This window comes from Pseudacidovorax sp. 1753 (genome assembly GCF_040544975.1).
Classification (GTDB): domain Bacteria; phylum Pseudomonadota; class Gammaproteobacteria; order Burkholderiales; family Burkholderiaceae_C; genus Xenophilus.
This window is the reverse complement of sequence record NZ_JBEPKY010000017.1, coordinates 99,520-125,734: the sequence shown is the minus strand read 5'-3', so window position 1 is coordinate 125,734 and position 26,215 is coordinate 99,520. Positions and strand designations below refer to the sequence as shown.

The 26,215-nt window shown below is 66.6% G+C and carries 14 protein-coding genes; 10 read left to right on the top strand and 4 right to left on the bottom strand.

Annotated elements, in window-relative coordinates; translation table 11 throughout:
• Positions 1-29: 29 nt before the first annotated feature.
• From ABIC63_RS21060 to ABIC63_RS21045, 4 genes are all read right to left on the bottom strand, one after another.
• Positions 30-1,511, bottom strand: coding sequence for an efflux transporter outer membrane subunit (locus ABIC63_RS21060; protein WP_354321230.1), 1,482 nt, complete (start codon positions 1,509-1,511; stop codon positions 30-32).
• On the bottom strand, positions 1,508-4,624 hold the full coding sequence (locus tag ABIC63_RS21055; protein ID WP_294371047.1) for an efflux RND transporter permease subunit: 3,117 nt from the start codon (positions 4,622-4,624) through the stop codon (positions 1,508-1,510). The genes ABIC63_RS21060 and ABIC63_RS21055 overlap by 4 nt, the downstream gene beginning before the upstream one ends.
• The gene (locus ABIC63_RS21050) at positions 4,617-5,744 is read right to left on the bottom strand and encodes an efflux RND transporter periplasmic adaptor subunit (protein WP_354321229.1); all 1,128 of its coding nucleotides are present in this window, start codon (positions 5,742-5,744) and stop codon (positions 4,617-4,619) included. Before ABIC63_RS21050 ends, ABIC63_RS21055 begins: the two co-directional genes overlap by 8 nt.
• A gap of 356 nt (positions 5,745-6,100) precedes the next feature.
• Positions 6,101-6,535, bottom strand: coding sequence for a MarR family winged helix-turn-helix transcriptional regulator (locus ABIC63_RS21045; protein ID WP_234195278.1), 435 nt, complete (start codon positions 6,533-6,535; stop codon positions 6,101-6,103).
• 130 nt (positions 6,536-6,665) lie between these two features.
• Here ABIC63_RS21045 and ABIC63_RS21040 point away from each other — a divergent pair, with 130 nt between their 5' ends.
• The 10 genes from ABIC63_RS21040 to ABIC63_RS20995 all read left to right on the top strand — a co-directional run bounded on the left by ABIC63_RS21040 (position 6,666) and on the right by ABIC63_RS20995 (position 25,998).
• The gene (locus tag ABIC63_RS21040; protein ID WP_354321228.1) at positions 6,666-7,778 is read left to right on the top strand and encodes a substrate-binding domain-containing protein; all 1,113 of its coding nucleotides are present in this window, start codon (positions 6,666-6,668) and stop codon (positions 7,776-7,778) included.
• Positions 7,779-7,922: 144 nt separating this feature from the next.
• Complete coding sequence (locus ABIC63_RS21035; RefSeq protein WP_354321227.1) at positions 7,923-9,440, top strand: amidase; 1,518 nt, start codon at positions 7,923-7,925, stop codon at positions 9,438-9,440.
• A gap of 115 nt (positions 9,441-9,555) precedes the next feature.
• Positions 9,556-10,782 carry an urea ABC transporter substrate-binding protein gene (locus tag ABIC63_RS21030; RefSeq protein ID WP_354321226.1) on the top strand — a complete coding sequence of 409 codons (1,227 nt, stop codon included), beginning with the start codon at positions 9,556-9,558 and terminating at the stop codon, positions 10,780-10,782.
• Positions 10,783-10,815: 33 nt separating this feature from the next.
• The gene (locus tag ABIC63_RS21025; protein ID WP_234195274.1) at positions 10,816-11,682 is read left to right on the top strand and encodes an ABC transporter permease subunit; all 867 of its coding nucleotides are present in this window, start codon (positions 10,816-10,818) and stop codon (positions 11,680-11,682) included.
• The gene (locus ABIC63_RS21020) at positions 11,679-12,776 is read left to right on the top strand and encodes a branched-chain amino acid ABC transporter permease (RefSeq protein ID WP_354321225.1); all 1,098 of its coding nucleotides are present in this window, start codon (positions 11,679-11,681) and stop codon (positions 12,774-12,776) included. The genes ABIC63_RS21025 and ABIC63_RS21020 overlap by 4 nt, the downstream gene beginning before the upstream one ends.
• On the top strand, positions 12,773-13,489 hold the full coding sequence (locus ABIC63_RS21015; RefSeq protein WP_234195272.1) for an ATP-binding cassette domain-containing protein: 717 nt from the start codon (positions 12,773-12,775) through the stop codon (positions 13,487-13,489). Before ABIC63_RS21020 ends, ABIC63_RS21015 begins: the two co-directional genes overlap by 4 nt.
• Positions 13,490-13,505: 16 nt before the next feature.
• Positions 13,506-14,210: an ABC transporter ATP-binding protein gene (locus tag ABIC63_RS21010; RefSeq protein ID WP_354321224.1), complete on the top strand. Its 705-nt coding sequence runs from the start codon at positions 13,506-13,508 to the stop codon at positions 14,208-14,210.
• Positions 14,207-15,607, top strand: a complete 1,401-nt coding sequence (locus ABIC63_RS21005) for an amidase (protein WP_354321223.1) — start codon at positions 14,207-14,209, stop codon at positions 15,605-15,607. The genes ABIC63_RS21010 and ABIC63_RS21005 overlap by 4 nt, the downstream gene beginning before the upstream one ends.
• Positions 15,608-15,850: 243 nt before the next feature.
• A complete protein-coding gene (locus ABIC63_RS21000) occupies positions 15,851-25,423 on the top strand; it encodes a two-partner secretion domain-containing protein (protein ID WP_354321222.1) in 9,573 nt (3,190 codons plus the stop codon).
• Positions 25,420-25,998, top strand: a complete 579-nt coding sequence (locus ABIC63_RS20995; RefSeq protein ID WP_354321221.1) for a hypothetical protein — start codon at positions 25,420-25,422, stop codon at positions 25,996-25,998. Before ABIC63_RS21000 ends, ABIC63_RS20995 begins: the two co-directional genes overlap by 4 nt.
• Positions 25,999-26,215 lie beyond the last annotated feature (217 nt).

Here is a 26,215-nt window from a genome sequence, read left to right as displayed (position 1 = left end):
CAGGCTCGGCTTTGCACCGCGGCGCCAGCCTATCGCGCCGAGCTGTCGGCCACCTGCCACCAGCCGCCGAGGGCCTGGTAGAGCGCCACGCAGTCGCCGAGCCGGGCGGCGCGCGCCTGGGCGGTGGCCAGCACCGCCTGCTGCAGCGTCTGCTGCGCCAGGACCAAGTCTGCCTGGGCGGCAGCACCGGCCTCGCGCTGCCGCTGCACGGCGGCCAGGCTGCGACGCGCGGCCGCCTCGGCCGCGGCGGTGGCGCGCAGCGTGTCGGCATCGCTCACGATGGCCTGCAGCGTGTCGGCGGTGTTCTGGAAGGCCGTGAGCACGGTGCTGCGGTATTGCGCCTCGGCCTGCTCGTAGGCGGCCTGCGCGGCGCGCTGCTGGTGCAGCAGCGTGCCGCCGTGGAAGACCGGCTGCAGCAGCGTGCCGCCCACCGACCAGAAGCCGCCGCTGCGCAGCAGCTGCGACACGCCCAGCGCCGAACCGCCCAGCGTGGCCGTGAGCGTGAGGTCGGGCAGGCGCGCCGCCGTGGCCACGCCCACCTGGGCGGCGGCCGCGTGCAGCTGGGCCTCGGCGGCGCGGATGTCGGGGCGCTGTTGCACCAGTTGCGAGGGCAGGCTCACCGGCAGTTCGGCCGGCAGCTGCAGCGCATCGAGCGTGAACTGCTGCGGCAGCGGATCGCCCGGCAGCCGGCCGGTGAGCACCGCCAGCCGGCTGCGCTGCGCGGCCAGCTGCTTCTGCAGCGGCGGCAGCGTGGCCTGGACCTGGGCCAGGGCACTCTCCTGGGCGGCGATGTCGACGCCACCGATCTGGCCGGCCGCATGCTGGCGGCGGGCACCGTCGAGCAGGCGGGTGGCCAGCTCGACCAGCTGCTGCGTGGCGTCGATCTGCGCGCTTAGCGCGGCCTCCTGGATCGCGGTGCTCACCACGTTGGTGACCAGCGTGGTGCCCACCGCTTCGCGCTGCCAGCGCTGCACGTCGACCTGCGCGTCCTGCGCCTCCACGGCGCGGCGCGTGCCGCCGAAGACATCGGGCGCGTAGCCGATGCTGAGCTGCGCCGTGTGCAACGTGTAGCGGGTGATGTCGCCGTCGGCCAGCGGGCTGGAGAGGGCGCCGGAGGTCTTCTGGCGCGTGGGCGTGTAGCTCGCGTCCACCGTGGGCCAGAAGGCGCCGCGCTGGGCGAGGGCCGTCTCCTGCGCACTGCGCAACGCGGCCTCGGCGGCCTGCAGGTCGGGGCTGGCGGCCAGCGCAGCATCGACAAGGGCGTCGAGGCCGGGGGAGCCGAAGGCCTTCCACCATTGCGAGGCGACGCCCTGGCCCAGGGCGAAGCGCTGCGCCCCACCGGCCGGGCCCTCGGCCTCGGCCGTGCGCGCGGGCAGGGGCGCCGCGGCCACCGACGGTGTGGCGGGTGCGGCCGGCGCGTGGAAGTCCGGGCCGACGGCGCAGCCCTGAACCAGGCCGAGCAGGGCCAGCAGCGGCACGGGAAGAAGTGAGCGGAGTCGGAGGGTTGTCACGGCTGGACCTCCTGCGTCGGGATGTCATGTGAGGCGGGCGAGGCACGCCGCCGCTCCAGCCGCGCTTCGATCAGGTGGTAGAGCGCCGGCAGCAGCGCCAGCGTCAGCACCGTCGCGCTGACCAGCCCGCCCACCACCACGGTGGCGAGCGGCCGCTGCACGTCGCTGCCCAGCCCCGTGGCCAGCATGGCCGGGGTGAGGCCCAGGGCGGCCACGGTGGCGGTGGTGAGCACCGGCCGCATGCGGCTGCGGGCGCCTTCCAGCACCGCCTCGCGCAGCGACCGGCCTTCTTCGGTGCGCAGCCGGTTGATCTGCGACAGCATCAGCACGCCGTTGAGCACCGCCACGCCGAAGAGCGCGATGAAGCCCACCGCACTCGACACGTTGAGCGTCATGCCCCGCAGGTGCAGCGCCGCCAGCCCGCCCAGCATGGCCAGCGGCACCGCGGCCAGCACCAGCAGCGGCTGGCGCAGGTTGCCGAAGGCACCGAAGAGCAGCAGGAACATCAGGCCCAGCGTCATCGGCAGGATTAGCGCCAGGCGGGCCTGGGCCCGCTCCAGGTTCTCGAACTGGCCGCCCCAGCGCAGCTGAACATGCGTGTCGGCGGGCGTCACGTCGTGGGCGACGGCGGCCTGCGCGTCCTTCAGGAAGCCCGCCAGGTCGCGGCCGCGCACATTCAGCCGCACGATGATGTTGCGTTCGGCCATCTCGCGCACGATGACGCTTTCGCCGGCCACGGTGCTCAACTTGGCCACGGCGGAAAGCGGCACCTGCTCGCCCGTGGCCGACTTCAGCGTGAGGTTGCCGATGGCATCGACGCTGGCGCGGGCCTTCTCGGGAAAGCGCACCGTCATGTCGTAGCTCCTCTCGCCCACGTAGAGCCGGCCGATGGGCGTGCCGCCCACGCCGGTGGCGATCAGGTCGGCCACCGCGGCGGCGTTGATGCCGTGGCGCGCGGCGGCGGCCCGGTCGAGCTCGATCTTGAGGTTGGGCAGCGGCGGCTCCACATCCACTGCCACGTCGGCGGCGCCGGGCACGCGACGCAGCGTCTGGGCCACGCGGTTGGCCACATTGCGGATCTGCGCCAGGTCCTCGCCGAAGACCTTGACCGTGAGGTCGCCGTGGGCGCCCGAGAGCTTGTCCTGCACGCCGTCGATCATGGGCTGCATGAAACCCACCGTGTAGCCGGGCATCTGCGCGAAGCGCTGCGCCATGCGGTCGATCAGCTCCTGCTTGGTGAGGCCCGATGTCCATTCGCTGTACGGATGCAGCCCCACGCTGGCCTCGATGTGCGAGGGCGTCCAGTAGTCGGTGCCGTCGTCGTTGCGGCCGGTCTGCGTGACCACGTACGACACCTCGGGGAAGGCCAGCGTGGCCGTGCGCAGCTCGTCGGCCATGGCCGCGGCCTTGGCGAGGGTGATGCCCGGCGGCATCTGCACCTGCAGCCACAGCGAGCCTTCGTCCAGGTAGGGCAGGAAGTCGTGACCGGTGGTGGCAAACAGGCCGACCAGCGCCACCAGCGACAGGGCGCAGGCCACGAGGACGCCGCGCGCGCGGCCCACCGTGTGGGCCAGGAAGCGCCCATAGCGCACCGCCAGCCATTCGAGCACCGGGTTGTGCACGATGCGCCGCGGCTTGCGCAGCGCCAGCCAGGCCAGCCCTGGAATCAGCGTGAGGGCCACCAGCAGCGCGCCCGCCAGCGCCGCGCCCACCGCATAGGCCATGGGCGAGAAGAGCTTGTATTCGATGCGCTGGAAGGCGAAGAGCGGCAGGTAGGCGCACACGATCACCACCATGCCGAAGAAGATCGGCCGCGCCACCTGCAGCGTGGCCTCGATGGCGTCGCTGGCCGAAAGCGGCCGGCCTTCCGCCTCCTCGCGCCGGCGCAGGATGTTCTCCACCAGCACCACCGCGCCGTCCACCAGGATGCCGAAGTCGATGGCACCCAGCGACAGCAGGTTGGCCGGGATGTGGAACTGGTGCATGAAGATGAAGGCGATCAGCAGCGCCAGCGGGATCGTCAGCGCCACGATGGCTGCCGCGCGCGGGCTGCCCAGGAAGAGCAGCAGCACCACCGCCACCAGCACCATGCCCTCCATCAGCGTGGACGAGACCGTGTGCAGCGTGGCCTCGATCAGCGAGGTGCGGTCCAGGTAGGGCACCACCTTCACGTCTTTGGGCAGGATGTGCTCGTTGAGCTCCTGCACCGCCTCGTGCACCGAGGCCAGGGCCGTGGAGGGGTTGCGGTCCTTCAGCAGCAGCACGATGCCTTCGATGGTGTCGGGGTTGGCGTCCTTGCCCAGCACGCCGCGGCGCTCGACGTTGCCGTAGCTCAGGCTGCCCAGGTCCTTGACCAGCACGGGCACGCCGGCCTTGGTCTTGACCACCACGTTGCCCATGTCGTCCAGCGAGCGCAGCAGGCCCACGCCGCGCACCACGTAGCTCTGCTCGCCACGGTCGACGATGCTGCCGCCGCCGGTGGCGTTGTTGTTGTTGAGCGCATCCTTCACGTCCTGCAGCGACAGGCCGTACTGCTGAAGCTTGTCGGGCTCCAGCTCCAGCATGAACTGGGTCGTGAGGCCGCCGAAGTTGGCCACGTCCACCACGTCGGTGGCTTTCTTCAGGCGGGGGATCACGGTCCAGAACTGCAGCTCCGACAGCTCGCGCAGGCTGCGCGTCTTCGATTCGAGCGTGTAGCGGTAGATCTCGCCGGTGGGCGAGGTGTAGGCATCCAGCCCCGGCGAGGCGCCGTAGGGCAGGGTGACCGCGTTGATGCGCTCCTGCAGCCGCTGGCGGGCGAAGTAGCCGTCGGTGCCGTCCTCGAAGACGACGGTGATCAGCGACAGCGCGAACAGGCTGCGCGAGCGCAGCACGTGCATGCCGGGCGTGCCGAGCAGGGCGCGCTCCAGCGGCACGGTGATCTGCTGCTCCACCTCCTCCGCGCCCAGGCCGGGCACCTGCGTGACGATCTGCGAGCTGACGTCGGCGATGTCGGGATAGGCCTCGATGGGCAGCTGCTTCCAGCTCCAGTAGCCGTAGAGCGCCACGAAGACAAACAGCAGCCAGGCGATGCCGCGCCGCTGGAAGGCGAGGGCGACGAGCTTCTCAATCATTGAGCAGCACTCCGCCCTGCACCACGATGCGCTCCCCGGCCTTCAGGCCCGAAATGACTTCCACCTTGTCGTCGGACGAGCGGCCCAGCACCACCAGACGCGATTCGTACTGGAAGGGCGCCTGCTCGACGAAGACGCGCGTGGCCAGCCCGCTCTGCAGCACGGCGGTCGCCGGGATCAGCAGCGCCGGCTGCGCGGGCCCTTCCAGCGTGGCATGCGCATACATGCCGGGCTTGAACAGCCGCTCGCGGTTGTCGATGGCCACGCGCACGCGCACGGTGCGGGTGTCGGGATCGACCAGGTCGCCGATGTAGCGCGCCTTGCCTTCGAAGCTGCGGCCGGGATAGGCATCGAGCGCGATGTGCACCGCCTGGCCCACCGACAGGGCGGCGATGTCCTTCTCGGGCACGCTGGCCGCCAGCCAGACGGTGGACAGGTCGGCCATGGTCATCAGCGAGGCCGTGGTGTCGTTCCAGTAGCCACCCAGGGCGCCGCTCATGTCGACCACGCGGCCGGCGATGGGGGCGCGCAGCACGTATTCGCGGCGCGATGCGGCATCCACCGGCGCGCCCAGTTGAGCCAGCCGCTCCCGCGCGGCGCGGGCGTCGCTCTCGGCGGCGACGAGTGTCTGGCGGGCGGCCTGCAGGTCCTTGGCGGCGGCGATGTCGGCCTGGTTCAACGTCTGCTGGCGCTCGAAATCCTGGCGGGCCTGCAGCAGGGCGGCCTGGGCCTTGGCGTCGTCCCGATAGGCGGCGCCCAGGTCGGGCGAATCCAGCGTGACCAGCGGATCGCCTGCCTTCACCGCATCGCCCAGCTGGTGATGCAGCCGCACGATGCGGCCGGCCAGCGGCGGCACGATCTTCACCAGGCGCTCGGGTGCGGCCTCGATGGTGCCGGGGGCTTCGAGCGTGGGGGCAAAGGGCTGCGGCGCCACGGCCGCCACGACCAGAGCCTGCCGCAGGGCGGAGCCTTCGGGCACGCGGATGAGGGTGTCCTGGTGCTGGCGCGCCCCATCGGAGGGCGTGGCCTGAATTTGGGCGGTGGGTGCGGAGCGGCCGGCATCGCAGCCGGCGAGCGTGGCCAGGCACAGCAGAAGGGCGAGGGCGGGGATCGGCTTCATGGGCGTCTTCCGGGCGGTGTGAGAGAACGACGGACGTGGCGCGGCCATCGCCCGCTGCTCGGCAGCGGGCGTCGCCAGGGTCAGGTCAGATGGATGTCAGCCGGACGCGCCCGGCAGGGCGTCGCCGCATCGGCAGGGCGGGTCGTGCGTCAACGGCGGCGGGTGCGTGCCGCTGTCGTGCTGCCGCCATGGCCGGGCCGATGCGGCAATGGTCGCCGTGACGCGCCGCAGGAGCCAGCGCGCATTCGGTCGGTCAGGGATGCGGGAAGGATGGCGCGGCTATACCTTGGTATAGCGGCGGACCCGCGGACGCCGCGCCACCGGCGGCGGAATCAGGCCGCGGCGCGATGCGTGCCTCAGTGCGGCTCGGTCTCGTCGATGAAGGATTCGAGCAGCTTCTTGAGCTGGCTCGTCTTGCGGGGGCCCAGCGCCTCTTCGATCTGGCTGTGATGGGCATCCACGCTCTTGCGCAGGCGGGCGACCGTCTCCAGGCCGAGGTCGCTGATGTAGACCAGCACGCGCCGGCTGTCGGCCGGATCGGCCGCGCGCTGGACGAGGCCGCGGGCAACCAGCTTGTCGATGTTCTTGGTCAGCGCGGGGTGGTTGAGAAGCACCGCCTCGGCCAAGTCGCCCATCGAGCGGCCCTGCTCGTCGGCGAGCACCTGCAGGATGCGCCAGTGCTCCTCGGTCACCTCTTCCGCGGCGATCGATTGCGCCAAGCCGATGCGCATGCGCCGGTTGGCGGAGGCCAGCAGATAGGCCAGGTACTGCGATATGTCTTTCTCAGGCATGGCTCACGTCGGCGCGTGGGGGAAGGGTTTCCGATGGTAGCGCGCAACCCTTGCCTTGGAAAGCATTGGCGCAGTTTTTGCGACGCTGTCCCTCCTGTTGCCAACTTGGTGCACTGTCCCGGAGTTCTCGATGTTCCCATCCTCAGGACCCGCCACGCCGCGCCTGCCCGCCGGTCGGCTGCAGCGCCCGCTGCTCGCGAGCCATGAACTCAACATCGCGCTGTGCGTGCCGCTCGGCGGCTTCGCGGGCATCTGGGCGCCGTCGGCGCTGGCCTGTGCCAAGCTGGCCGTCTCCGAACTCAACCGGGAGGCGGGGCTGGGCGGCCGGGCCTGCCGGCTGCTGACGGTGAACGCTGCGGACGACGCGGCCGACATCGAGGCCACGCTGACGGAGCTGGTGCAGGCCGGCGACATCGATGCCATCGTCGGCATGCACACCAGTGCCGTGCGCCACCGCATCCTGCGCGCCGTGGGCGGGCGCATTCCCATCGTCTACACGCCGCTGTATGAGGGCGGCGAGGCCAGCCCCGGCGTCTTCGCCATCGGCGAGACCGCCGAGCGGCAGCTGCGGCCGGCCATCCGCTGGCTGGGCGAGCGCAAGCGCCCGCGGCGCTGGTATGCGGTGGGCAACGACTATGTCTGGCCGCGCATGTCGCATCGCATCGCGCGCACCTGCATCGCCGAGACCGGGGCCGAACTGGTGGGCGAAAGCTACGTGCCCTTCGAGACGACCGACTTCTCGGCCGTGCTGGATGCCGTGCGCAAGGCCCGTGCCGACGCGGTGCTGGTGTCGCTGGTGGGGCAGGATTCCATCGAGTTCAACCGTGCATTCGGCCGTGCGGGCCTGCACCGCCACATGCTGCGCCTGACCTGCGGCGCCGGCGAGAACGAGCTGCTGGGCTTCGGCGCCGACAACGCCGAGGAGTTCTATGCCGCCTGCGGCTACTTCGCCACGCTGGACACCGACGCCAACCTGGCGTTCAAGGCGCGCTACCGCGCCCACTTCGGCGAGCGCGCGCCCACGCTGAGCACCCATGGCCAGTCCACCTACGAGGGCATGCACTTCCTGGCCGCGCTGCTCGACCGCGGCGAATGCACCGGCCGCAGCCGCCCCACCAGCGTCGGCACCATCGCCTACCGCAGCGCCCGCGACGCCGCCTTCGAGGCCGGCGAACCGAGCGGTGTGCCCATCTATCTCGCGCGCGCCGAGGGCAATGCCTTCCGCGTACTGACACGACTCTGACTCGGCTTCGGCACCGCTTTTTATTTTCCAAAGCAAACAAAAAGCTTGACCAGGAAAATATAAGTTCACAGAATCGATCCGTGAAACGCAGGGTGTCCGTCTGCTTCGGGCACCTCTTCTTCCCTCGTGACACGGAGTCCCTTCATGGCCATCAAGCGCCCCACCGTCGAGCAGCTGCAGGACGTCGCACTCAGCCTCGGCATCCATCTGTCCGATTCCCAGGCCGCCAGCTACAACGCGCTGCTGCAGTCCAACTTCGACGCCTACGACGCCGTGGACGCGATGCCCGACTACCAGCCGGCTGTCACCTATGCCCGCACGCCCGGCTACTTCCCCGCGGGTGAGGAGAACCAGTACGGTGCCTGGTACGTGAAGACCACCATCCAGGGGAAGCCCGGCGGCAAGCTCGCCGGCAAGACGGTGGTGCTGAAAGACAACGTCTGCCTGGCTGGCGTGCCCATGATGAACGGCGCCTCCACGCTGGAGGGCTATGTGCCCAACGTCGACGCCACCGTCGTCACGCGGCTGCTGGATGCCGGCGCCACCATCGTGGGCAAGGCCAAGTGCGAGTACTTCTGCTTCTCGGGCGGCTCGCACACCAGCTCGCCCTCGCCGGTGCACAACCCCTGGCGCATGGGCTATTCGGCGGGCGGTTCGTCCTCGGGCAGCGCTGCGCTGGTTGCGGCCGGTGAGGTCGACATGGCCATCGGCGGCGATCAGGGCGGCTCCATCCGCATGCCGGCCTCCTACTGCGGCATCTACGGCATGAAGGCCACGCATGGCCTGGTGCCCTACACCGGCGTCATGCCCATCGAGCTGACCATCGACCACACCGGACCGATGACGGCGAACGTGACCGACAACGCGCTGATGCTCGAAGCGCTGGCGGGGCCGGACGGCCTGGACCCGCGCCAGCATGCGGGCCAGGGCTCCAAGCCCTACAGCGAACTGATGAAGACGGGCGTGCAGGGCTTGCGCATCGGCATCGTGACCGAAGGTTTCGGTTGGCCGCAGTCGGACGCGGCGGTCAATGAGAAGGTGCGCAACGCCGCCGAGGTGTTCACGCGTCTGGGGGCCACCGTGAGCGAGGTGTCGGTGCCGATGCACGCACTGGGCCCGGCCATCTGGCTGCCCATCGCCGCCGAAGGGGCGACGCAGCAGATGATGAAGGACAACGGCCACGGCTTCAACTGGAAGGGCCTGTACGTGACCAGCCTGGTGGACTTCCATGCCGGCTGGAAGCAGCGTGCCGACGAGCTGTCCGACACGCTCAAGATCACCATGGTGCTGGGCGAGTACTTCATCCAGCACTACCGCGGCCATTTCTATGCCAAGGCGCAGAACCTCGCCCGCAAGCTGACGGCGGCCTACGACGCCGCCCTGTCGGACTTCGACCTGCTGCTGATGCCGACGCTGCCGATCACGGCCACGCCCATCCCGAAGCCGGGCGCGTCGCTGGAAGAAGTGATCACGCGCGCTTTCGAGGTGCTGCCCAACACCTGCCCCTTCGACGTCACGGGGCACCCCGCCATGAGCATTCCCTGCGGCCTGGTCGACGGCCTGCCCGTCGGAATGATGCTCGTCGGCCGCAACTACGACGAAGAGACCATCTACCGCGCCGCCTATGCCTTCGAGCAGGCCGGCGACTGGAAGAGCCTCTGAGCCATCCGACCCGGGCGGCGCGCTGCGCCCGCCCCGGACCCCAGCGTTCCCGTTCCTTCATCCCTTTCACACACAACGACGGGCTGCGTCCGTCAGATCAACGAGGAGTGTTCCCATGGATCGTCGATCCTTCCTTCAAGGCTCTGCCACCGCCCTGGCCGGCACGGCGCTGCCGCTGCTGCCCATGGCCGCGATGGCGGCCGACGAGATCGTCGTCGGCAGCATCATCGACATGTCGGGCGGCCTCGACATCTACGGCAAGCCCATGGCGGACTGCATGACGCTGGCAGTGGAGGAGCAGAACGCGGCCGGCGGCCTGCTCGGCAAGAAGATCAAGCTGGTCACCTACGACCCGCAGTCCAACATGCAGCTGTATGCGCAGTTCGCGCAGCAGTCGGCCCTGCGGGACAAGTCCACGGTGGTGATGGGCGGCATCACCTCCGCTTCGCGCGAGGTGATCCGGCCGGTGCTCACCCGCAACAAGACGCTCTACTTCTACAACACGCAGTACGAAGGGGGCGTGTGCGACCGCAACACCTTCTGCACCGGCGTCACGCCCGGCCAGACGGTGGCCAAGCTCATCCCCTACGCCATGAAGAAGTGGGGCAAGAAGGTCTACGTGGTGGCGGCCGACTACAACTACGGCCAGATCACCTCGCAGTGGGTCAAGAAGTTCGTGCAGGACAACGGCGGCTCGGTCGCCTCCATCGACTTCTTCCCGCTGGATGTGACGAACTTCGGCCCGACCATCTCGAAGATCGAGGCCGCCAAGCCCGACATGATCGTCTCGGCCCTGGTGGGTGGCGCGCACATCTCCTTCTACCGCCAGTGGGCGGCGGCCGGCCTGACCAAGAAGATCCCGCTGGCCTCGACCACCTTCGCCGGCGGCAACGAGCACATCGTGCTCTCACCCGCGGAGACCGACGGCTTCCTGGTCTCGTACAACTACTTCCAGAACCTCGACACGCCGCAGAACAAGGCCTTCAAGGAGCGCTTCTACAAGCGCTTCGGCAGCGACTATCCCAACATCACCGAGCTGGCCATGGGAACCTACCAGGGCTTCAAGCTCTGGGCCGAGGCGGTGAAGAAGGCCGGCTCCATCGACCGCGAGAAGATGATCACCGCGCTGGAGAGCGGCATCAGCATCGACGGGCCCAGCGGCAAGGTCACGGTCGATGCCCAGACCCACCACTGCGTGCTGAACGTGAGCATCGCCGAGGTGCGCAACAAGCAGCTGAACATCGTCGAGACCTTCCAGCAGCAGCCGCCGGTGGACACCAGCGCGGTGTGCAACCTCCAGAAGAACCCGAAAGACAACCAGCAGTACGTCATCAAAGCCTGAAGTGGAACGACCCGGACCGAGGAGTCAATCGACATGGATCTTGCGCTGATCGTGGTCATCCAGGTGCTGTACGCCGTGGCGGGCCTGGTGATCGTCTCGGCCGGGCTGGCCGTCATCTTCGGCATGATGAAGGTGATCAACCTGGCGCATGGCGAGTTCATGATGCTGGGGGCCTATGCGGTCATCCTGGCGCTCAAGCTGGGCATCAACCTCTGGGTCGCCATGCTGGTGGTGGCGCCCGTGGCGGTCGGCGCCATCGGCGTGGTGCTGGAGCGGCTGGTCATCCGGCGGCTCTATGGGCGCATGGTCGACACCATGCTGGCCACCTGGGGGCTGTCGCTGCTGCTGGTGGGCATCGTGACCTCCATCGCGGGCAACACCACGGCGGGCGTGTCGGCGCCGCTGGGCAGCTTCTCGGTGGGGGCCTACTCGGTCAGCGGCTATACGCTGGTCATCATCGCCGTGGCGGTGGTGGTGGCCTTGGCCATCCGCTGGGTGCTCACCCGTACCCAGTGGGGACTGATCGCGCGCGGCACCATGCAGAAGCCTGACATGGCCAATGCGCTGGGCATCAGTCCGAGCCGGGTGTATTCGGTCACCTTCGCCGTCGGCGCTGCGCTGTCGGGGCTGGCGGGCGGGCTGCTGGCGCCACTCACGGGCGTGGTGCCGACCATGGGCGCGGCCTTCGTGGCCAAGGCCTTCATCACGGTGATCGGCGGCGGGCCGGCCATCCTCGCCGGGCTGCTGGGCGCCTCGTCGCTGTTCGGTGCCATCAACCAGCTCGCCACCTTCGCCACCACGCCCGTGCTGGGCGAGGTGGCGCTGCTCGTGGCCGCCATCGTGCTTCTGCGCGTGTTGCCGCAGGGCATCACCGGCCGTTTCTTCAAGGGGTCCCTGTGAACCGTTTCGCCAATTCGTGGGCGAGCGCCATCGTCTGCCTGGCCCTCGGCCTGCTGCTGATGCTGGGGCTGCCCGTCGTGATCGACGACTACACGCTGATCGAAGTCACCATCTATGTGGTCATGGCCATCCTGTCGGTCAGTCTGGCCTTCATCTGGGGCTACGGCGGCATCCTGTGCTTCGGGCAGGCGGCCTTCTTCGGGCTGGGTGCCTACACCTATGCCATCGCGGTGATGAACCTGGGCGACAGCACCTTGCCCTTCCTGCTGGCCATCGTGGTGCCGGCGCTCTTCGCGGCGCTGCTGGGCTACGTCATCTTCTATGGCCGGCTGTCGGACGTGTACATGGGCGTGATCACGCTCACCGTGACGCTGATCCTGTTCAACCTGGTCAATTCGACGGCCGGGCCCGAATGGCGCATCGGCGATGCGCCGCTGGGCGGCTTCAACGGCATCCCGGCCATCCCCACGCTCAACTGGCCCGGGCTGAAGGACGAGGTGCTCACGCCCAAGGACCTGTTCTACTTGGCCTTCGCCTGCCTGCTGGTCGTCTACGTCGGCCTGCGTGCCCTGCTTGCCTCGAAGGTCGGCCGGGTGATCGTGGCGGCCAAGGAGAACGAGCAGCGCGTGCTGCTGCTGGGCTACGACGCACGGGCCTACAAGCTCTTCAGCTTCACGCTCGGCGGCGCCATTGCGGGCCTGGCGGGTTGCCTGTTCGCCAACTGGGGCGCCTTCACCAGCCCGACGATCTTCGGCCTGGCCCAGTCGGCGCAGATCATCATCTGGGTCATCGTCGGCGGGCTCGGGACGCTGGTCGGCCCGGTGGTGGGTGCGGTCGGCATCCAGTGGCTGACCACGCAGATCGGCACCCAGCAGACGCTCAACGCCAACCTCGTGCTCGGCGGCATCCTGGTGGTCTTCGTGCTGCTGGTGCCCAGGGGCATCGTGCCCACGGCCGGGCAACTGATCGAAGCGGCATGGCGCAGGCTGCGGCGCTCCCGGCCTGCCGTGCCTGCTGCGACGCGGCCTTCGGCGGCCTCTGCTGCTGATGGTGCAGGTGCTTCCCCCCTGGCCCCCATGGAGCCCACGCGATGACGCCGTTGATCGAGACCCGCGACCTCAACGTGCGCTTCGGCGGCGTGCATGCGACGCGCGACGTGAACTTCACCCTGGCCGAGAACGAGCTGCGCTGCGTGATCGGTCCCAACGGCGCCGGCAAGAGCACCTTCTTCAAGCTGCTGACCGGACAGGTCAAACCCACTTCGGGCCAGATCCTGTTCCGTGGCCAGGACATCTCGCGCATGCAGCCGCACGAGCCGGGGCGCCTGGGCATCGGCATCAAGACACAGGTGCCCAGCCTCTTCAACGGGCTGACGGTGTGGGAGAACGTCTGGCTGTCGGCCCGGCGGCTCAACAGCAGCATGCAGGCCGAGCGCATCACGCGCGAGACACTGGAGCGCGTGGGCATGTCGGCCTACCGCGACGTGCAGGCCGGCCTGCTGGCGCACGGCCTGCGCCAGTGGGTGGAGATCGGCGTGGTGATCGCGGCCGATCCGCCGCTGATCCTGCTGGACGAGCCGGCCGCAGGCATGAGCGATGCCGAGGTGGCCCGCACGGCCGAGCTGATCCTGGAGATCAACCGCCAGCATGCGCTGGTGGTGGTGGAACACGACATGAACTTCATCCGCATGATCGCGCGCAAGGTCACGGTGCTGCACCAGGGCGCCGTGATCCGCGAGGACACGCCCGATCGCATCATGAGCGACCCGCTGATCCAGCAGATCTACCTGGGCAAGAAGCCCCACTGAGTGCGGAGACGGACCGATGCTCGAAGTCTCGAATCTGCATGCCGGGTACGGCGCCATCCCGGTGCTCAACGACGTTGTGCTGCACATCGCCGCCGGCGAGTCGGTGGGCATCCTGGGCCACAACGGCATGGGCAAGACCACGCTGCTCAAGACGCTGATGGGCGTGATCCGGCCCACTGCGGGCACGGTGCGCTTCGATGGCACAGACATCACGCGCCTGGCCCCCTTTGCCCGCGCGCGGCTGGGCATGGCCTATGTGCCGCAGGGGCGGGAGATCTTCCCGACGCTCAGCGCCCTGGACAACCTGCGCATGGGCCTGGTCAAGACCGGCGAGCGCAGCATGGACACGGTCGAGGCACTGCTGGAGCACTTCCCGCGGCTCAAGCGACTGCTCGACCGGCCGGGCGGCTCGCTCTCCGGCGGCGAGCAGCAACTGCTGGCCCTCGCGCGCGCACTGGCGGGCAAGCCCACGCTGCTGCTGCTCGACGAGCCGACCGAGGGCATCCAGCCTTCCATCATCGAGGAGATCGCCGAGACCCTGGCCGCGCTGCGCGACCGCACGGGCCTGACCATCGTGCTGGTCGAGCAGAACCTCGAATTCATCGCCGCCGTTTCGCAGCGGGTGCTGGTGATCAAGCGCGGCCACATCGGCGGCGAAGTGCCGCGCGAGCACCTGGGCGATTTCGAAATCATGAGCCAATACACAGGAGTCCATGGATGAGCAACCAAGAACTGCATTATCTCGGGCTGGTCGAAGTCGGCCAGCAGATCCAGCGCAAGGCGCTGTCGCCGGTGGAGGTCACCGAGGCCCAGCTCGCGCGGATCGCCGCGCAGGACGGCGCGCTCCAAAGCTATGTGCGCGTGATGGCCGATCAGGCCCTGGCCGATGCACGGCAGGCCGAGGCCGAGATCGGCCGCGGCGAGATCCGCGGCCCGCTGCATGGCGTGCCGGTGGCCGTCAAGGACCTGTGCTGGACCGCCGGCGTGCCCACGGCCGCGGGCATGACGCTGTATCAGGACTTCGTGCCGAGCGAGGACGGCACGGCGGTGCGCAAGCTGCGCGAGGCCGGCGCCGTGATCCTGGGCAAGCTGCAGCTCACCGAGAGTGCCTACGCCGATCACCATCCGACGGTGGTGCCGCCCGTCAATCCGTGGAACGCCGCGCATTGGTCGGGCGCCTCGTCCAGCGGCTCGGGCGTGGCCACGGCCGCGGGTTTGTGCTACGGCTCGCTGGGCACCGACACGGGTGGGTCGATCCGCTTCCCCTCTGCTGCCAACGGCCTCACGGGGCTCAAGCCCACCTGGGGCCGCGTCAGCCGCTACGGCGCTTTCGAGCTCGCCGCCACGCTGGACCACATCGGGCCGATGACCCGCAGCGCGGCCGACGCGGGCGCCATGCTGGGCGCCATTGCCGGGGCCGATCCGAAGGACCCGACCGCCAGCCTCGCGGCCGTGCCCGACTACCTGGCCGGCATGGAGCGCGGCCTGCAGGGGCTGCGCATCGGCATCGATGCACGCTGGAACAGCGAGGGCGTCGACGAGGCCACCCGCCAGGTCATGGTGGGCGTGCTGGCCGCCGTGCGCGATCTGGGCGGCGAGCTGCGCGAGGTGGTCTTCCCCGATCCCACGCAGGCCATCGCCGACTGGTTTCCGCTGTGCGCCGTCGAGGCGGCCGTGGTGCACGAGTCCACCTATCCGGCGCGCAAGAACATGTACGGTCCTGCGCTCTCGGGCCTGCTGGACCTGGGCCATGCGCAGACGGGCACCGACTACCAGAAGATCGTGCTGCACCGGCACGACTTCAGCGGCAAGGTCCGCGCCCTGTTCCAGGACATCGACCTGCTGCTGGTGCCCGCGCAGGGCGTGGCCTCGCCCACGCTGGAACGCATGCTGACTTTCGGCACCGATGCCGACCTGATGTCGGCCATGCTGCGCTATACCTGCCCCTTCGACATGACCGGCAGCCCCACGATCACGCTGCCCGGCGGCTTCACCGAAGCGGGCACGCCCATCGCCTTCCAGTTCGTGGCGCGCCATTTCGACGAGGCGCTGCTGGTGCGAGCGGGCTGGGCCTATCAGCAGATGACGGATTGGCATCGGAGGCATCCGGCGCTTTGAGCCGGGGCGGTATCGGCCTGGCTTCTCCGTAAGCGTGCCTGGTGTTTCGGCTTCGACTGATCAGTTCGCAAGAAATTAAAGATCCGACGCGGTTGCGCGTCGGTGTTCGTGTTTGGCGCGATCAACCGTCGTCGGTGTGGAATAAGTCCGCCTCGCCTTTGAAGGCGGCGCCCAGAATTCTTCGCTCAATGAATCAGGGAGCGACGCTGGGCGGGAATGTGCTTGCCCAGTGCTCGGGCGCACATGAACAAGAATTTCCACCGAGTCATCTTCAATGCCGTGCGTGGCCAGCGCATGGTGGTTCAGGAAACGGCAACGAGCACAGGCAAGGGCCGCAACGGCGCTTCGGCTGGGACGGGTGAAGGGCAACGGCCCTGGGTGCTTCGCGGGTTGGTCGCGGCCCTCGCATTGATCGGCTGGCTGCCTGTCGTGCATGCCCAGATCGTGCCCAACCCTTTGGCACTGCCCTCGCAGCGTCCCCAGACATTGGTAGCGCCCAACGGGGTGCCCTTGGTCAACATCACCACGCCTTCTGCGGGTGGCGTCAGCGTCAACCACTACAGCCAGTTCGATGTCGGTACGCCGGGTGCCATCCTCAACAACAGCCGCACGCCCGTGCAAAGTCAGCTTGGCGGCTATATCCAGGGCAACCCCTGGCTCGCCACGGGGCCGGCGCGCGTCATCGTCAACCAGGTCGCCAGCAGCAACCCGAGCTACCTCAATGGCTACGTCGAAGTCGCTGGCCAGCGGGCCGAAGTCATCATCGCCAACCCCAGCGGCATCAGCGTCAATGGCGGCGGCTTCATCAATGCCTCGCGCGTCACGCTGACCACCGGCACCCCGCAGTACGGCCTGGGCGGCTCGCTGGACGGCTATGTGGTCAATGGCGGCACCGTCAGCGTGGACGGCAAGGGGCTGGATCTGAGCACCACGGACTACGCCGCCATCCTCAGCCGGGCCTTGCAGGTCAATGCGGCCATCTATGCGAATGACCTCAAGGTGGTCACAGGTGCCAATCAGATCAGTGCCGACCACAGCCAGGTCACGGCGGCCTCGGCCAATGGGCCTGCACCTGCGTATGCACTGGACGTCGCTGCCTTGGGCGGAATGTACGCGGGGCACATCGTTTTGGTGGGGACGGAGGCCGGGCTGGGCGTGCGCAATGCCGGCAAGCTCGGAGCGAGTGCAGGCAGCCTGGTGGTGACCTCGGCAGGGCGGCTGGAGAACACCGGCATCCTGGAAGGTCAGAGCGTCCAGCTCACGAGCGCAAGCGACATCGACAACCGTGGGGGAACGATCAGGCAGACCAGTTCGGCGTCTTTGGCCCTCGCGGCACCCACGGTCTCCAACACCAATGGCGGGCAGATCGGCAGCGAGCCGGTGTCGGGCAGCTCGGGGAGCAGTTCAGGGTCTTCTGGCGGGACCACCTCGGGTGGGTCTTCAGGTGGTTCATCGGGCACGTCCTCGGGGAGTTCTTCCTCGGGCGGCTCGTCCAGCAGCACAGGCACCTCTTCTGGGGGAGCCGCGTCCGCGCCCGAGCCGGGCACCCTCACGGCGGCGGGCGCCATCCTCAACGATGGCGGCAAGATCTATGCGGGTGGCCCCATCACCCTGCAGACCCAGAACCTGGTCAACAACGGCGGCACGCTGAGCGTGGCGAGCATGAGCCTGAAGCAGCCGGGCTTCAGCAACCAGGGCGGCACCATCAATGTCTCGGGCGCCTTCACTGCAGACCTGGGTACGCTGGACAACACGGGCGGCACGCTTCACGCCGGTAGCCTGGACATTGCCACCTCTGGTGACCTCATCAACGTCGACGGCACCTTGACCAGCGACACCGATGCAAGCCTGCAGGTCGGCGGCAAGGCGGACAACACGCGAGGAACCTTGTCGGCCAGAGCCGCCATGACGGGGGCCGTCGCGGGTGCCACCGACAACACGAGCGGCACCCTGGCGGCCAACAGCGGCCTGAGCTGGAGCGCGGCAAGTCTAAGTAACGACAAGGGCGGCGTGGGCTCAGCCAATGGGTTGACCCAGTTGAACGTGACGGGGGCGATCACCAACGGCCAAGGCAGTCTGGGTGCGGGGACAGGCCTGCAGATTCAGTCCGGCAGCCTGAGCAACGCCCAGGGCGGCAGCGTGCGGGCAGAAGGCAGTCTTCAACTTAGCACGTCGGGTGCCTTGAGCAACGAGGGCACCATCACCGCCGCAGGTAACACGGCAATCACGGCAGGCAGTGTGAGCGCCGGCACCAGCAGTGTCATGGGCGCAGGCATCAACAAGGACGGCACGCTGGCCGCGAGCGGTGATCTGACCGTCACAGCTTCCAACACGCTGACAGCCAATGGCTCGAACCTGGCGGCTGGAAGCCTTGCACTGCGGGGCAGCAACGTCGACGTCTCCCACAGCACCACCAGTGCCAGCAATGTGAGCTTGATCGCCACGAACGGCAACGTGGACACGAGCGCCGCCAAGGTGGTCACGCCCGGCACCCTCACCATCACGGCCAATGCCAACGCGGCCCAGTCGCTGGTCAACACGGCCGGCATCCTCAACGGCGGGCAACTGAACATCAATGCCTCCAACATCGCCAACACCGCAGGCGGCCAGCTCGTGCAGACCGGCACGGCCGCAACAGCGATTGCGGTGAGCGGCACGCTGGACAACAGCGGCGGTGTGATTGCCGCCAACAGCCAGGACCTGAGCTTGTCGGCCACAAGCCTGGTGAACGCGGGTGGCCAGATCGCGCACGCGGGCACGGGCACGCTCACCTTGAGCGGCGGAAGCTTCAATGGCGCAGGCGGCGAGGTGGCCAGCAACGGCGCATTGGCCGTGAGCCTCACCGGAGCCTTCAACCAGGATGGCGGCACGACCAGCGCCACGGCGATCAGCATCGACGCCGGCAGCCTGAGCAACAAGGCCGGCCAGATCGTGCAGACCGGCGCGGGTGCGACCCACATCGGCGTCAGCGGGGTCCTCGACAACACGAATGGGGCCATCGCGAGCAATGGGCAGACGGCAGTGACGGCCGGCACGCTGACCAACGGCGGCGGCCAGATCCGCACGGCCGACACCGCCAGCCTGAGTGTCAGCACCACGGGTGTGCTGGACAACAGCCACCAGGGCACGATCGCTGCGGGCGGCAACACCACCGTGAACGCGTCCAGCCTGAACAACGACGGCGGCAGCATCACGGCCGTCCAGAACCTGAACGCCACCGTCTCGGGCGCGGCCAGCAACCAGGGCGGCACCTTGGCGGCCAACGGCAACACCACGCTCACGGCGGCAAGCCTGAACAACAGCGGCGGCACCGTGGCCGCCGTGCAGGGCGACCTGTCCGTCACCACCTCGGGCGCCACCACCAACGCAGGCGGCGCTTTGCAAGCGGGCGGCAGCGCCACGCTCATCAACGCCGGGCTGGACAACAGCGGCGGCAAGGTCTTCGGCGACCGCCTGCGCATCGACACCCAGGGCCAGGAACTGGGCAACGCGCAAGGCACCATCGCGGCCACGCATGCGGTCGAGCTGCAGACCGGCGCGCTGCGCAACGAAGCCGGCCTCGTCCAGGCCGGTGGCGCGCTCACCATCGACACCCATGGGCAGGCGCTGAGCAACACCCATGCGGCAGGCTATGCCAACGGACAGGGCGGCCTGGCCAGCGGCGACACGCTCACGCTCCACGCCGGCGCGGTGGACAACAGCGGTGGCTTCATCGGCAGCAAGGGAGCGATGAGCGCCACCACCGGTGAAGTGACCAACGCCGCGGGCCAGGTGCTGGGCCGGAGCACCATCGACTGGCAGGCCGGCGCGGCGAGCTTCGACAACGGCGGCGGGCAGATCCAGTCGGCGGGCAACCTCTCCCTCACGGCAGGCAGCGTGACCAACACCGCGGGCCTGCTGCGCTCGGGGGCGACGACCACCGTCACGGCCAGCGGCAGCGTGGGCAACCGCGGCACGCAGGGCACCGACCAGGGCATCGAGGGCAGTAACGTCGCCATCACCGCAGGCAGCCTGGACAACACCCAGGGCGCGGTGCGGGCCAACGGCAACACCACGGTCACCAGCGGCGGCATGGTGGACAACACGGGCGGGCTGCTGTCGGCGGGCGACACGCTGAGGGTGGCCGATCCGAATGCGGCGAATCCGGGCGCCAAGACGCTGAACCTGGTCAACACGGGTGGCACGCTGGTGGCGGACCAGAGCGTGGTGGTCGATGCCGCCAGGTTCAGTGGGGACGGCAAGTTGGTCTCGGGCAAGGACCTTGCCCTCTCCACCTCGCAGGATCTCGTGAACAACGCCGAGGTGATTGCCAACGGCAACCTCAGCTACGGCACCACCGGCAACCTGACCAACAACGGCAAGCTGCTGGCCGGCCAGCAACTGACGGTGAGCGGCAGCACGGTCACCAACGCCGCCGGCGCCGAGATGTCGGGCACCGACACCCAGGTCACTGCGGGCACGCTGGACAACCGGGGCCTGATCGACAGCAACGGCCTCACCCGCATCGACGCAGGCACTGTCAACAACGTGGGCACGGGCCGCATCTACGGCGACCACGTGGCCATTGCGGCGGGCACGCTCAACAACCAGGAGGAGGGCAACAGCGCGGCCACCATTGCCGCCCGTGCCGACCTGGACCTGGGCGTGGGCACCCTCAACAACCGGGAGCATGCGCTGGTGTTCAGTGCGGGGGACATGGCCATCGGTGGCAGCCTGGACGGAGCCAGCAACGCCACAGGACGCGCAGGCACGATCAACAATGCCAGCGCGACCATCGAGTCCTTGGGCGACATGGCACTGGCCGCCAACGCCATCTACAACACCGACGCGCACATGCAGGTGGTACGGGTGGACTCGGGAACGGTGGCGCAGCCCGCCACCATCATTCCCACGGGGCTGGGCGTCGAGATTCCCTGGGATTCCAGCGTCTACACGGACGACAACCGCAACTGGGCGGTGAACTACAACGGTCAATACCGCAGCGGCAAGGGCTGGACCGTCATGATGCGGACCGAAACCACCTACACCGACGTGGCCGCCAACCCTGCGGACCCGGGGCGCATCGTCTCGGGGGGCGACATGACCATCGACACCGGTCTGCTTCGCAACCGTGACAGCCAGGTGCTTTCGGGCGGCAAGATGACGGTGGACCCAGGCGTCGTGGACAACACACCCACACAGGGCCAGCGGATCGTCGAATCGGGCGGCACCATGATCCTGGTGCCCGGCGTCAAGGGCAACAACCTCGTGCCGGGAATCATCCCGACGCAGCAGGGCGTCTATACCGTCGACATCGGAACCAGCGAGCGCGCCGAGTTCGTGAGCGCAGCGTCGGGCACTGCACCAGGGTCCGCCGCCAGCGGCAACGTCACGGACAAGGCGGGCGCCGCCGGGCAGACGGCAGGAGGTGCCCGCGCACCGACCATCGTGGAAGTCGCCTCTGCCGTGAAGGGCGGTGCCAGCGCTGATGGCGCAGAGGTGTCTTCATCGAGTACCGGCAGCGGCGCCACCGGCGCGGCTTCATCGCGTTCGGTCGACATGGTCGTGCGAACCAGCGCGGCGGCACCGACGGTGCCCAATGCCAGCCTGTTCTCGACGGCGGGCAGCGCTGGGCGCAACTATCTGGTCGAAACGGATCCCCGGTTTGCGAACTACCGCAACTGGCTCAGCAGCGACTACCTGCTGAACAACCTGGGCCTGAACCCCGACACCACCCTCAAGCGACTGGGCGACGGCTTCTACGAACAGAAGCTCATCCGCGACCAGGTCCAGCAGCTCACCGGCTACCGCTTCCTGGAAGGATTCAACAACGACGAGGACCAGTACACGGCCCTCATGAATGCGGGCATGACGTTCGCGCAGAAGTACGGCCTCACCCCAGGCGTCGCGCTGACGGCCGAGCAGATGGCCCAGCTCACCAGCGACATCGTCTGGCTGGTGGAGAAGACCGTGACACTGCCCGACGGGACGACCCGGAAGGTGCTGGTGCCCCAGGTCTATGTGCGCGTGCAGCCCGGAGACATCACCGGCGGCGGCTCGCTCCTGAGCGCAGACGCCATGGTGATGCACGGCGAGGGCAATCTCGTCAACGGCGGCACGATAGCCGGTCGCACCGCGGTCTCCATCACCGCGGACAACGTCAACAACCTCGGTCGCATTGCGGGCGGCGATGTCAGCATCAAGGCGCAGACGGACCTGAACAACATCGGCGGCAGCATTACGGCGGCCAACAGCGCACTGCTGACGGCCGGCCGTGACATCAATGTGCAGACCACGACGCAAAGCACGAGCGGCGCAGCGGCCAGTCGCACGAACATAGACCGGGTGGCGGGCCTGTACGTCAGCAATCCCGACGGTGTGCTGGTGGCCTCGGCCGGGCGCGACCTCAACGTCGTTGGGGGCGTCATCAGCAGCGCCGGCAGTGCGGCACTGGGGGCGGTGCGCGACGTCAATCTCGGGACCGTCACCGAATCGGCAAGCCGTTCCATGGCCGTGGCGGGCGGCACGGGCAAGAACCGCGCGGCGGGCGCCTTCGTGGAAAGCAACAGCCGCGAAGTGGGCTCCGCGGTCGTGGCGACGGACTCCGTGAGGATCGCCGCTGGCAATGACCTCAACATCCATGCAAGCGCCGTCGCCAGCAGCGAGGGCGCACTGGTTGCTACGGCCAAGCACGACATCAACATCACGGCCGGACAGGGAAGCGCATCCCTCTCCACGGGCGTCGTCGGCAGCACCAGGACGCTGACCAAGGAGACCAGTTCGGCCAACCTGGACAGCACGAGCGAAACGAGTGCCCTTTCGAGCCAGCTCAGCGCAGACACGGTCTCGGTCGTGGCCGGCAACGACATCAACGCTCAGGCGGCGCAGATCAGCGCCCTGGACGCCGCCACGCTGTCCGCAGGCCGGGACGTGAACCTGAGTACCGCGACGAGTACCTCGCAAAGGCTGAGCGCCAGCCAAAGCCGCAGCAGCGGCACCGCGTTTGGGCAAGCGATGGCCGGCGCCATGTTCTCCTCCGACGCCACGGCCATTGCTGCGGCTGGCAACAAGAAGTCGTCCTCACAGACCAGTGTGGAGAACACCACACAGGCGGTGGGGACCACCATCTCGGCGGGCAGCCTCATGGTGGCGAGTGGCAGGAACACGACAATCACCGGCAGCACCCTGCTGGCAGACGGCGACATCACTGTGGTGGCGGGCAAGGATCTGACCATCCAGAGCGCCCAGAACACCAGCAGCACCCAGACCTCCAACAGCAGCTCGGCCAGCGGCATGGTGGGCAAGTGGACCAATCCCACCATCGGCAACGTCAAGAGCTTTGGCGCCGAGAACAGCAACAGCACGACACAGGCACCCAGTCAGGTGGTCAGCCTGGGCGGTGATGTCACGTTGGTGGCTGGCAACAACTACCAGCAGACGGCCAGCCAGGTCATGGCGGCGGGGCAGAACGGAACGCTGGCCGGTGGGGACGTCAACATCCTTGCGAAGAACGTCCGCATCGAGGAAGCCTACAACACCGAACAGAGCTTTTCGGTGCAGCGCAACAGCAGCACCTTGGTGGGCGGCAGTGCCTATGTGAATTTCGCTGGTGTGGGCGTGAGCACAGACGGCAACAAGGTCTCGGCCACGGGCCCTCTGAGTGCGCTGCAGGCCATGGGTGAAACCGACAACAAACGGGCGCAGGCATTGGGCGCATTGACCACCGCCATGGGTGCCAAGCAGATGGCAGATGCGGCCACGTCACCCAATCCGTCGGGCTCGCTCAACTATGGCGTCAGCGTCAACGTCAGCCGCAACACGAGCCAGAGCACGAGCGCGACCAACAGCAGCACGGCGGTGGGCTCGAGCGTGGTGGGTGCGGGCAATGTGAACATCGTGGCAACGGGCGGCGGCAAGGACTCGGACATCCTGGTGAGCGGCTCCACGGTGGCGGCCGGGAACAACGTGACTCTGTCGGCAGACGGCGATATCACCTTGCAGGCCAGCAAAGACACCAGCGTGTCGGTGGGCCAGAGCAAGGGCAGCGGCGAGAGCGTTGGTGTCACCTACGGTGTCGGTGCCCAGAATGGTTTCAGCATCCAACTGGGTGTCAGCAGCAGCAAAGGCAGCGACAACCAGAACGACACCCGCTACAACGCCTCGCAGGTCAGCGCTGGCAATGCCGTCAATATCCAGAGTGGAGGCGATCTGACGCTCAATGGCGCCGTGGTCGATGCGAACCGCATCAAGGCCGACGTGGGCGGCAACCTGACGATCAACACGCCGCAGGACGTGAGTGTGGGCAACAGCAAGCAGTCCAGCAGCGGGCTGAACGTGAGCCTGTGCATACCGCCGTGGTGCGTCGGGACGGTGGCGACCGTGAGCGCAAACGTCGCGGGTGCCAAGGCCAATGGCGTGACCATCAGCCCGAACACGCAATCCGGTCTGAAGGCAGGAGATGGTGGCTTCGATGTGAGCGTGAAGGGGGACACGACCCTGGTGGGTGGCGTGATCGAGAGCACGCAGGCTGCCATTGACAAGGGCCGCAACAGCTTCGAAACCGGAGGCACGCTGACGATTCGGGACTTGCAGAACGTGAGTCAGTCCAGCGGGAGCAGTTATGCGGCGAATGGCAGCTTGAGCCTGGGATACACGACCAAGGACGATCCGAATCCGACTTGGGATCCGAAGAAAGGTCAGTCGGCTGCGCCACCCGGAGGAGGTGCTGGCATTGGAAGCACGAGCAGTTCCACTCAAAGCGTAACCGTGGCCGGTATCAGCGGAATTGCGGGCAGCCAGTCGGTTCGCACGGGCGACAACTCGACTGTCGGGACGCTTGTCAAAGATTGGAACACGCAGAACATCCTGAGGGATGTTCAGGCGCAGGCGTCAATAGTTGCCACCACAACTGGATATGTTGTTCAGCTTGCGCCAGACATCCTTAAAGATCTAGGAAAAAAACTGTTCTCGTCAATCGGCGCTGAGTCCCAGACTCCTGCTGAAAATTACAATAACCAACTGGATGAGTTTAATCGCGCAATTTCTGAATCGGATCTTTCGGTAGAGCAGAAAAACGCCCTTGCGGCGTATCGAGACGTGTTGATTCAGCTTTACCAAGCGTACAGGTCGCAATACGACACGTACACTGACGAACTGGATCCGAATGTGGAGAGAACTCAGTTCATTCCGCTGAACCCTGCCTGGAACATGAGCTTGGCGCCTGCAGCTGCAGGAGTGCCGGGAAGTACGATATCCGTGGACCCGGACACAGGGGAGATCAGCATATCCGCTCCCCGCCTACCGTCGGCCAGCCTTGATAATATTTTTACATCCCTGCCGCCAGTTGTTCAGGCGATCATATTAGGTGTTGACGCGATGATGAGTTCTGCTTTGCAGAATTCAAATGGAGGTAACGCAAGTGCTCAAAATACCCCTAATGTACCTGGAGCCGATACATATGGAACGCCGCCTAACGGGGCCTCTCCCCCTCCTGGGAGCGACGGAGATAAGAACCCCAATAATGATAGAAGATATAATTCTGATGGCGAGCTGTTGGGTGAAAATGGCCCAAGGATAAGTAGTCGAACCACGTACAATAACAGCGGGGTCCGAATTGATATTGAGAATCCCGCTCCGGGCCAAAGAGCAGGGCAAATTCATATTCAACTTGACGGAGAAAAATATTATTTCAATTCTAATACAGGGTTGTTTGAGCCTGCGCCTGGAGCAGATGGCCCGGTGCCTAACTATGTTAATCGGCTTCTGCAAAATCCAGGCGTACAAAGAGGTATAAATACGGCATTGCGTTATCTTGGTGAAAGGCCATACTTCAAATGAAAGCAACATTCTCTGGCGGATTGGTAGACATTATGTCTTTATCTGGGCTTAGAATAGAAGATCTGGTGCACGTTGAAAATCATGCCAAACATCTGGATATTTACGCAGTCAACGATGACGTTATTTCCCTTAAAAAAGGAGCAGTCAATATACAGGCATATGCTAATTTTATGAATATAAAAGAAATCGATTGTGCCAAGATGGCATGGGAGTTTTCTAATAACAAAATTTCAAGCCCAGACTCGAGGCGCTACTCGAAAGTAGTCGAAGCAGTTGCGGACTGCTATTCTAGCCTTGTAAGCGCAGTAGCTAATTCCCAGCTTCTACTCAACCTGCCTTGGATTGCTGTCGCGACAATTGAATTCCATAGAGGAGATTTTGAAGAGCTGCCCGAGGAGATCATAAATGTCAAGGCAGAAGAGATTCTTCAAAATAATGAATTGGCGTGGTGGTTTAGTTATGATTTTACCATTTTGAAAAAAAGAGAGTGTGCGTATTTGCCTGAATTAGATATTTCCACAGATGAATGGGGGAAAAGTCATACTCCTGTCAGGCTGATATTGAGTTCTCTATAAAATATTTATAATTTTTTGTGTTGCGCTGGTGTCTGGATGGCGCCAAACTATTTGTTAAGTTTTAATGTCCCCCATTGATTCATCTTAAAAGTTAAATAAGGCGCTATTATTATTGGCTTCTGACAACTACAAAGATTCTTACAGCCGACGATTCTTCCATCACTATCGATATAGACGCGCGACTTATTCATGCGGATGGCTTAATTATGAATCAGGC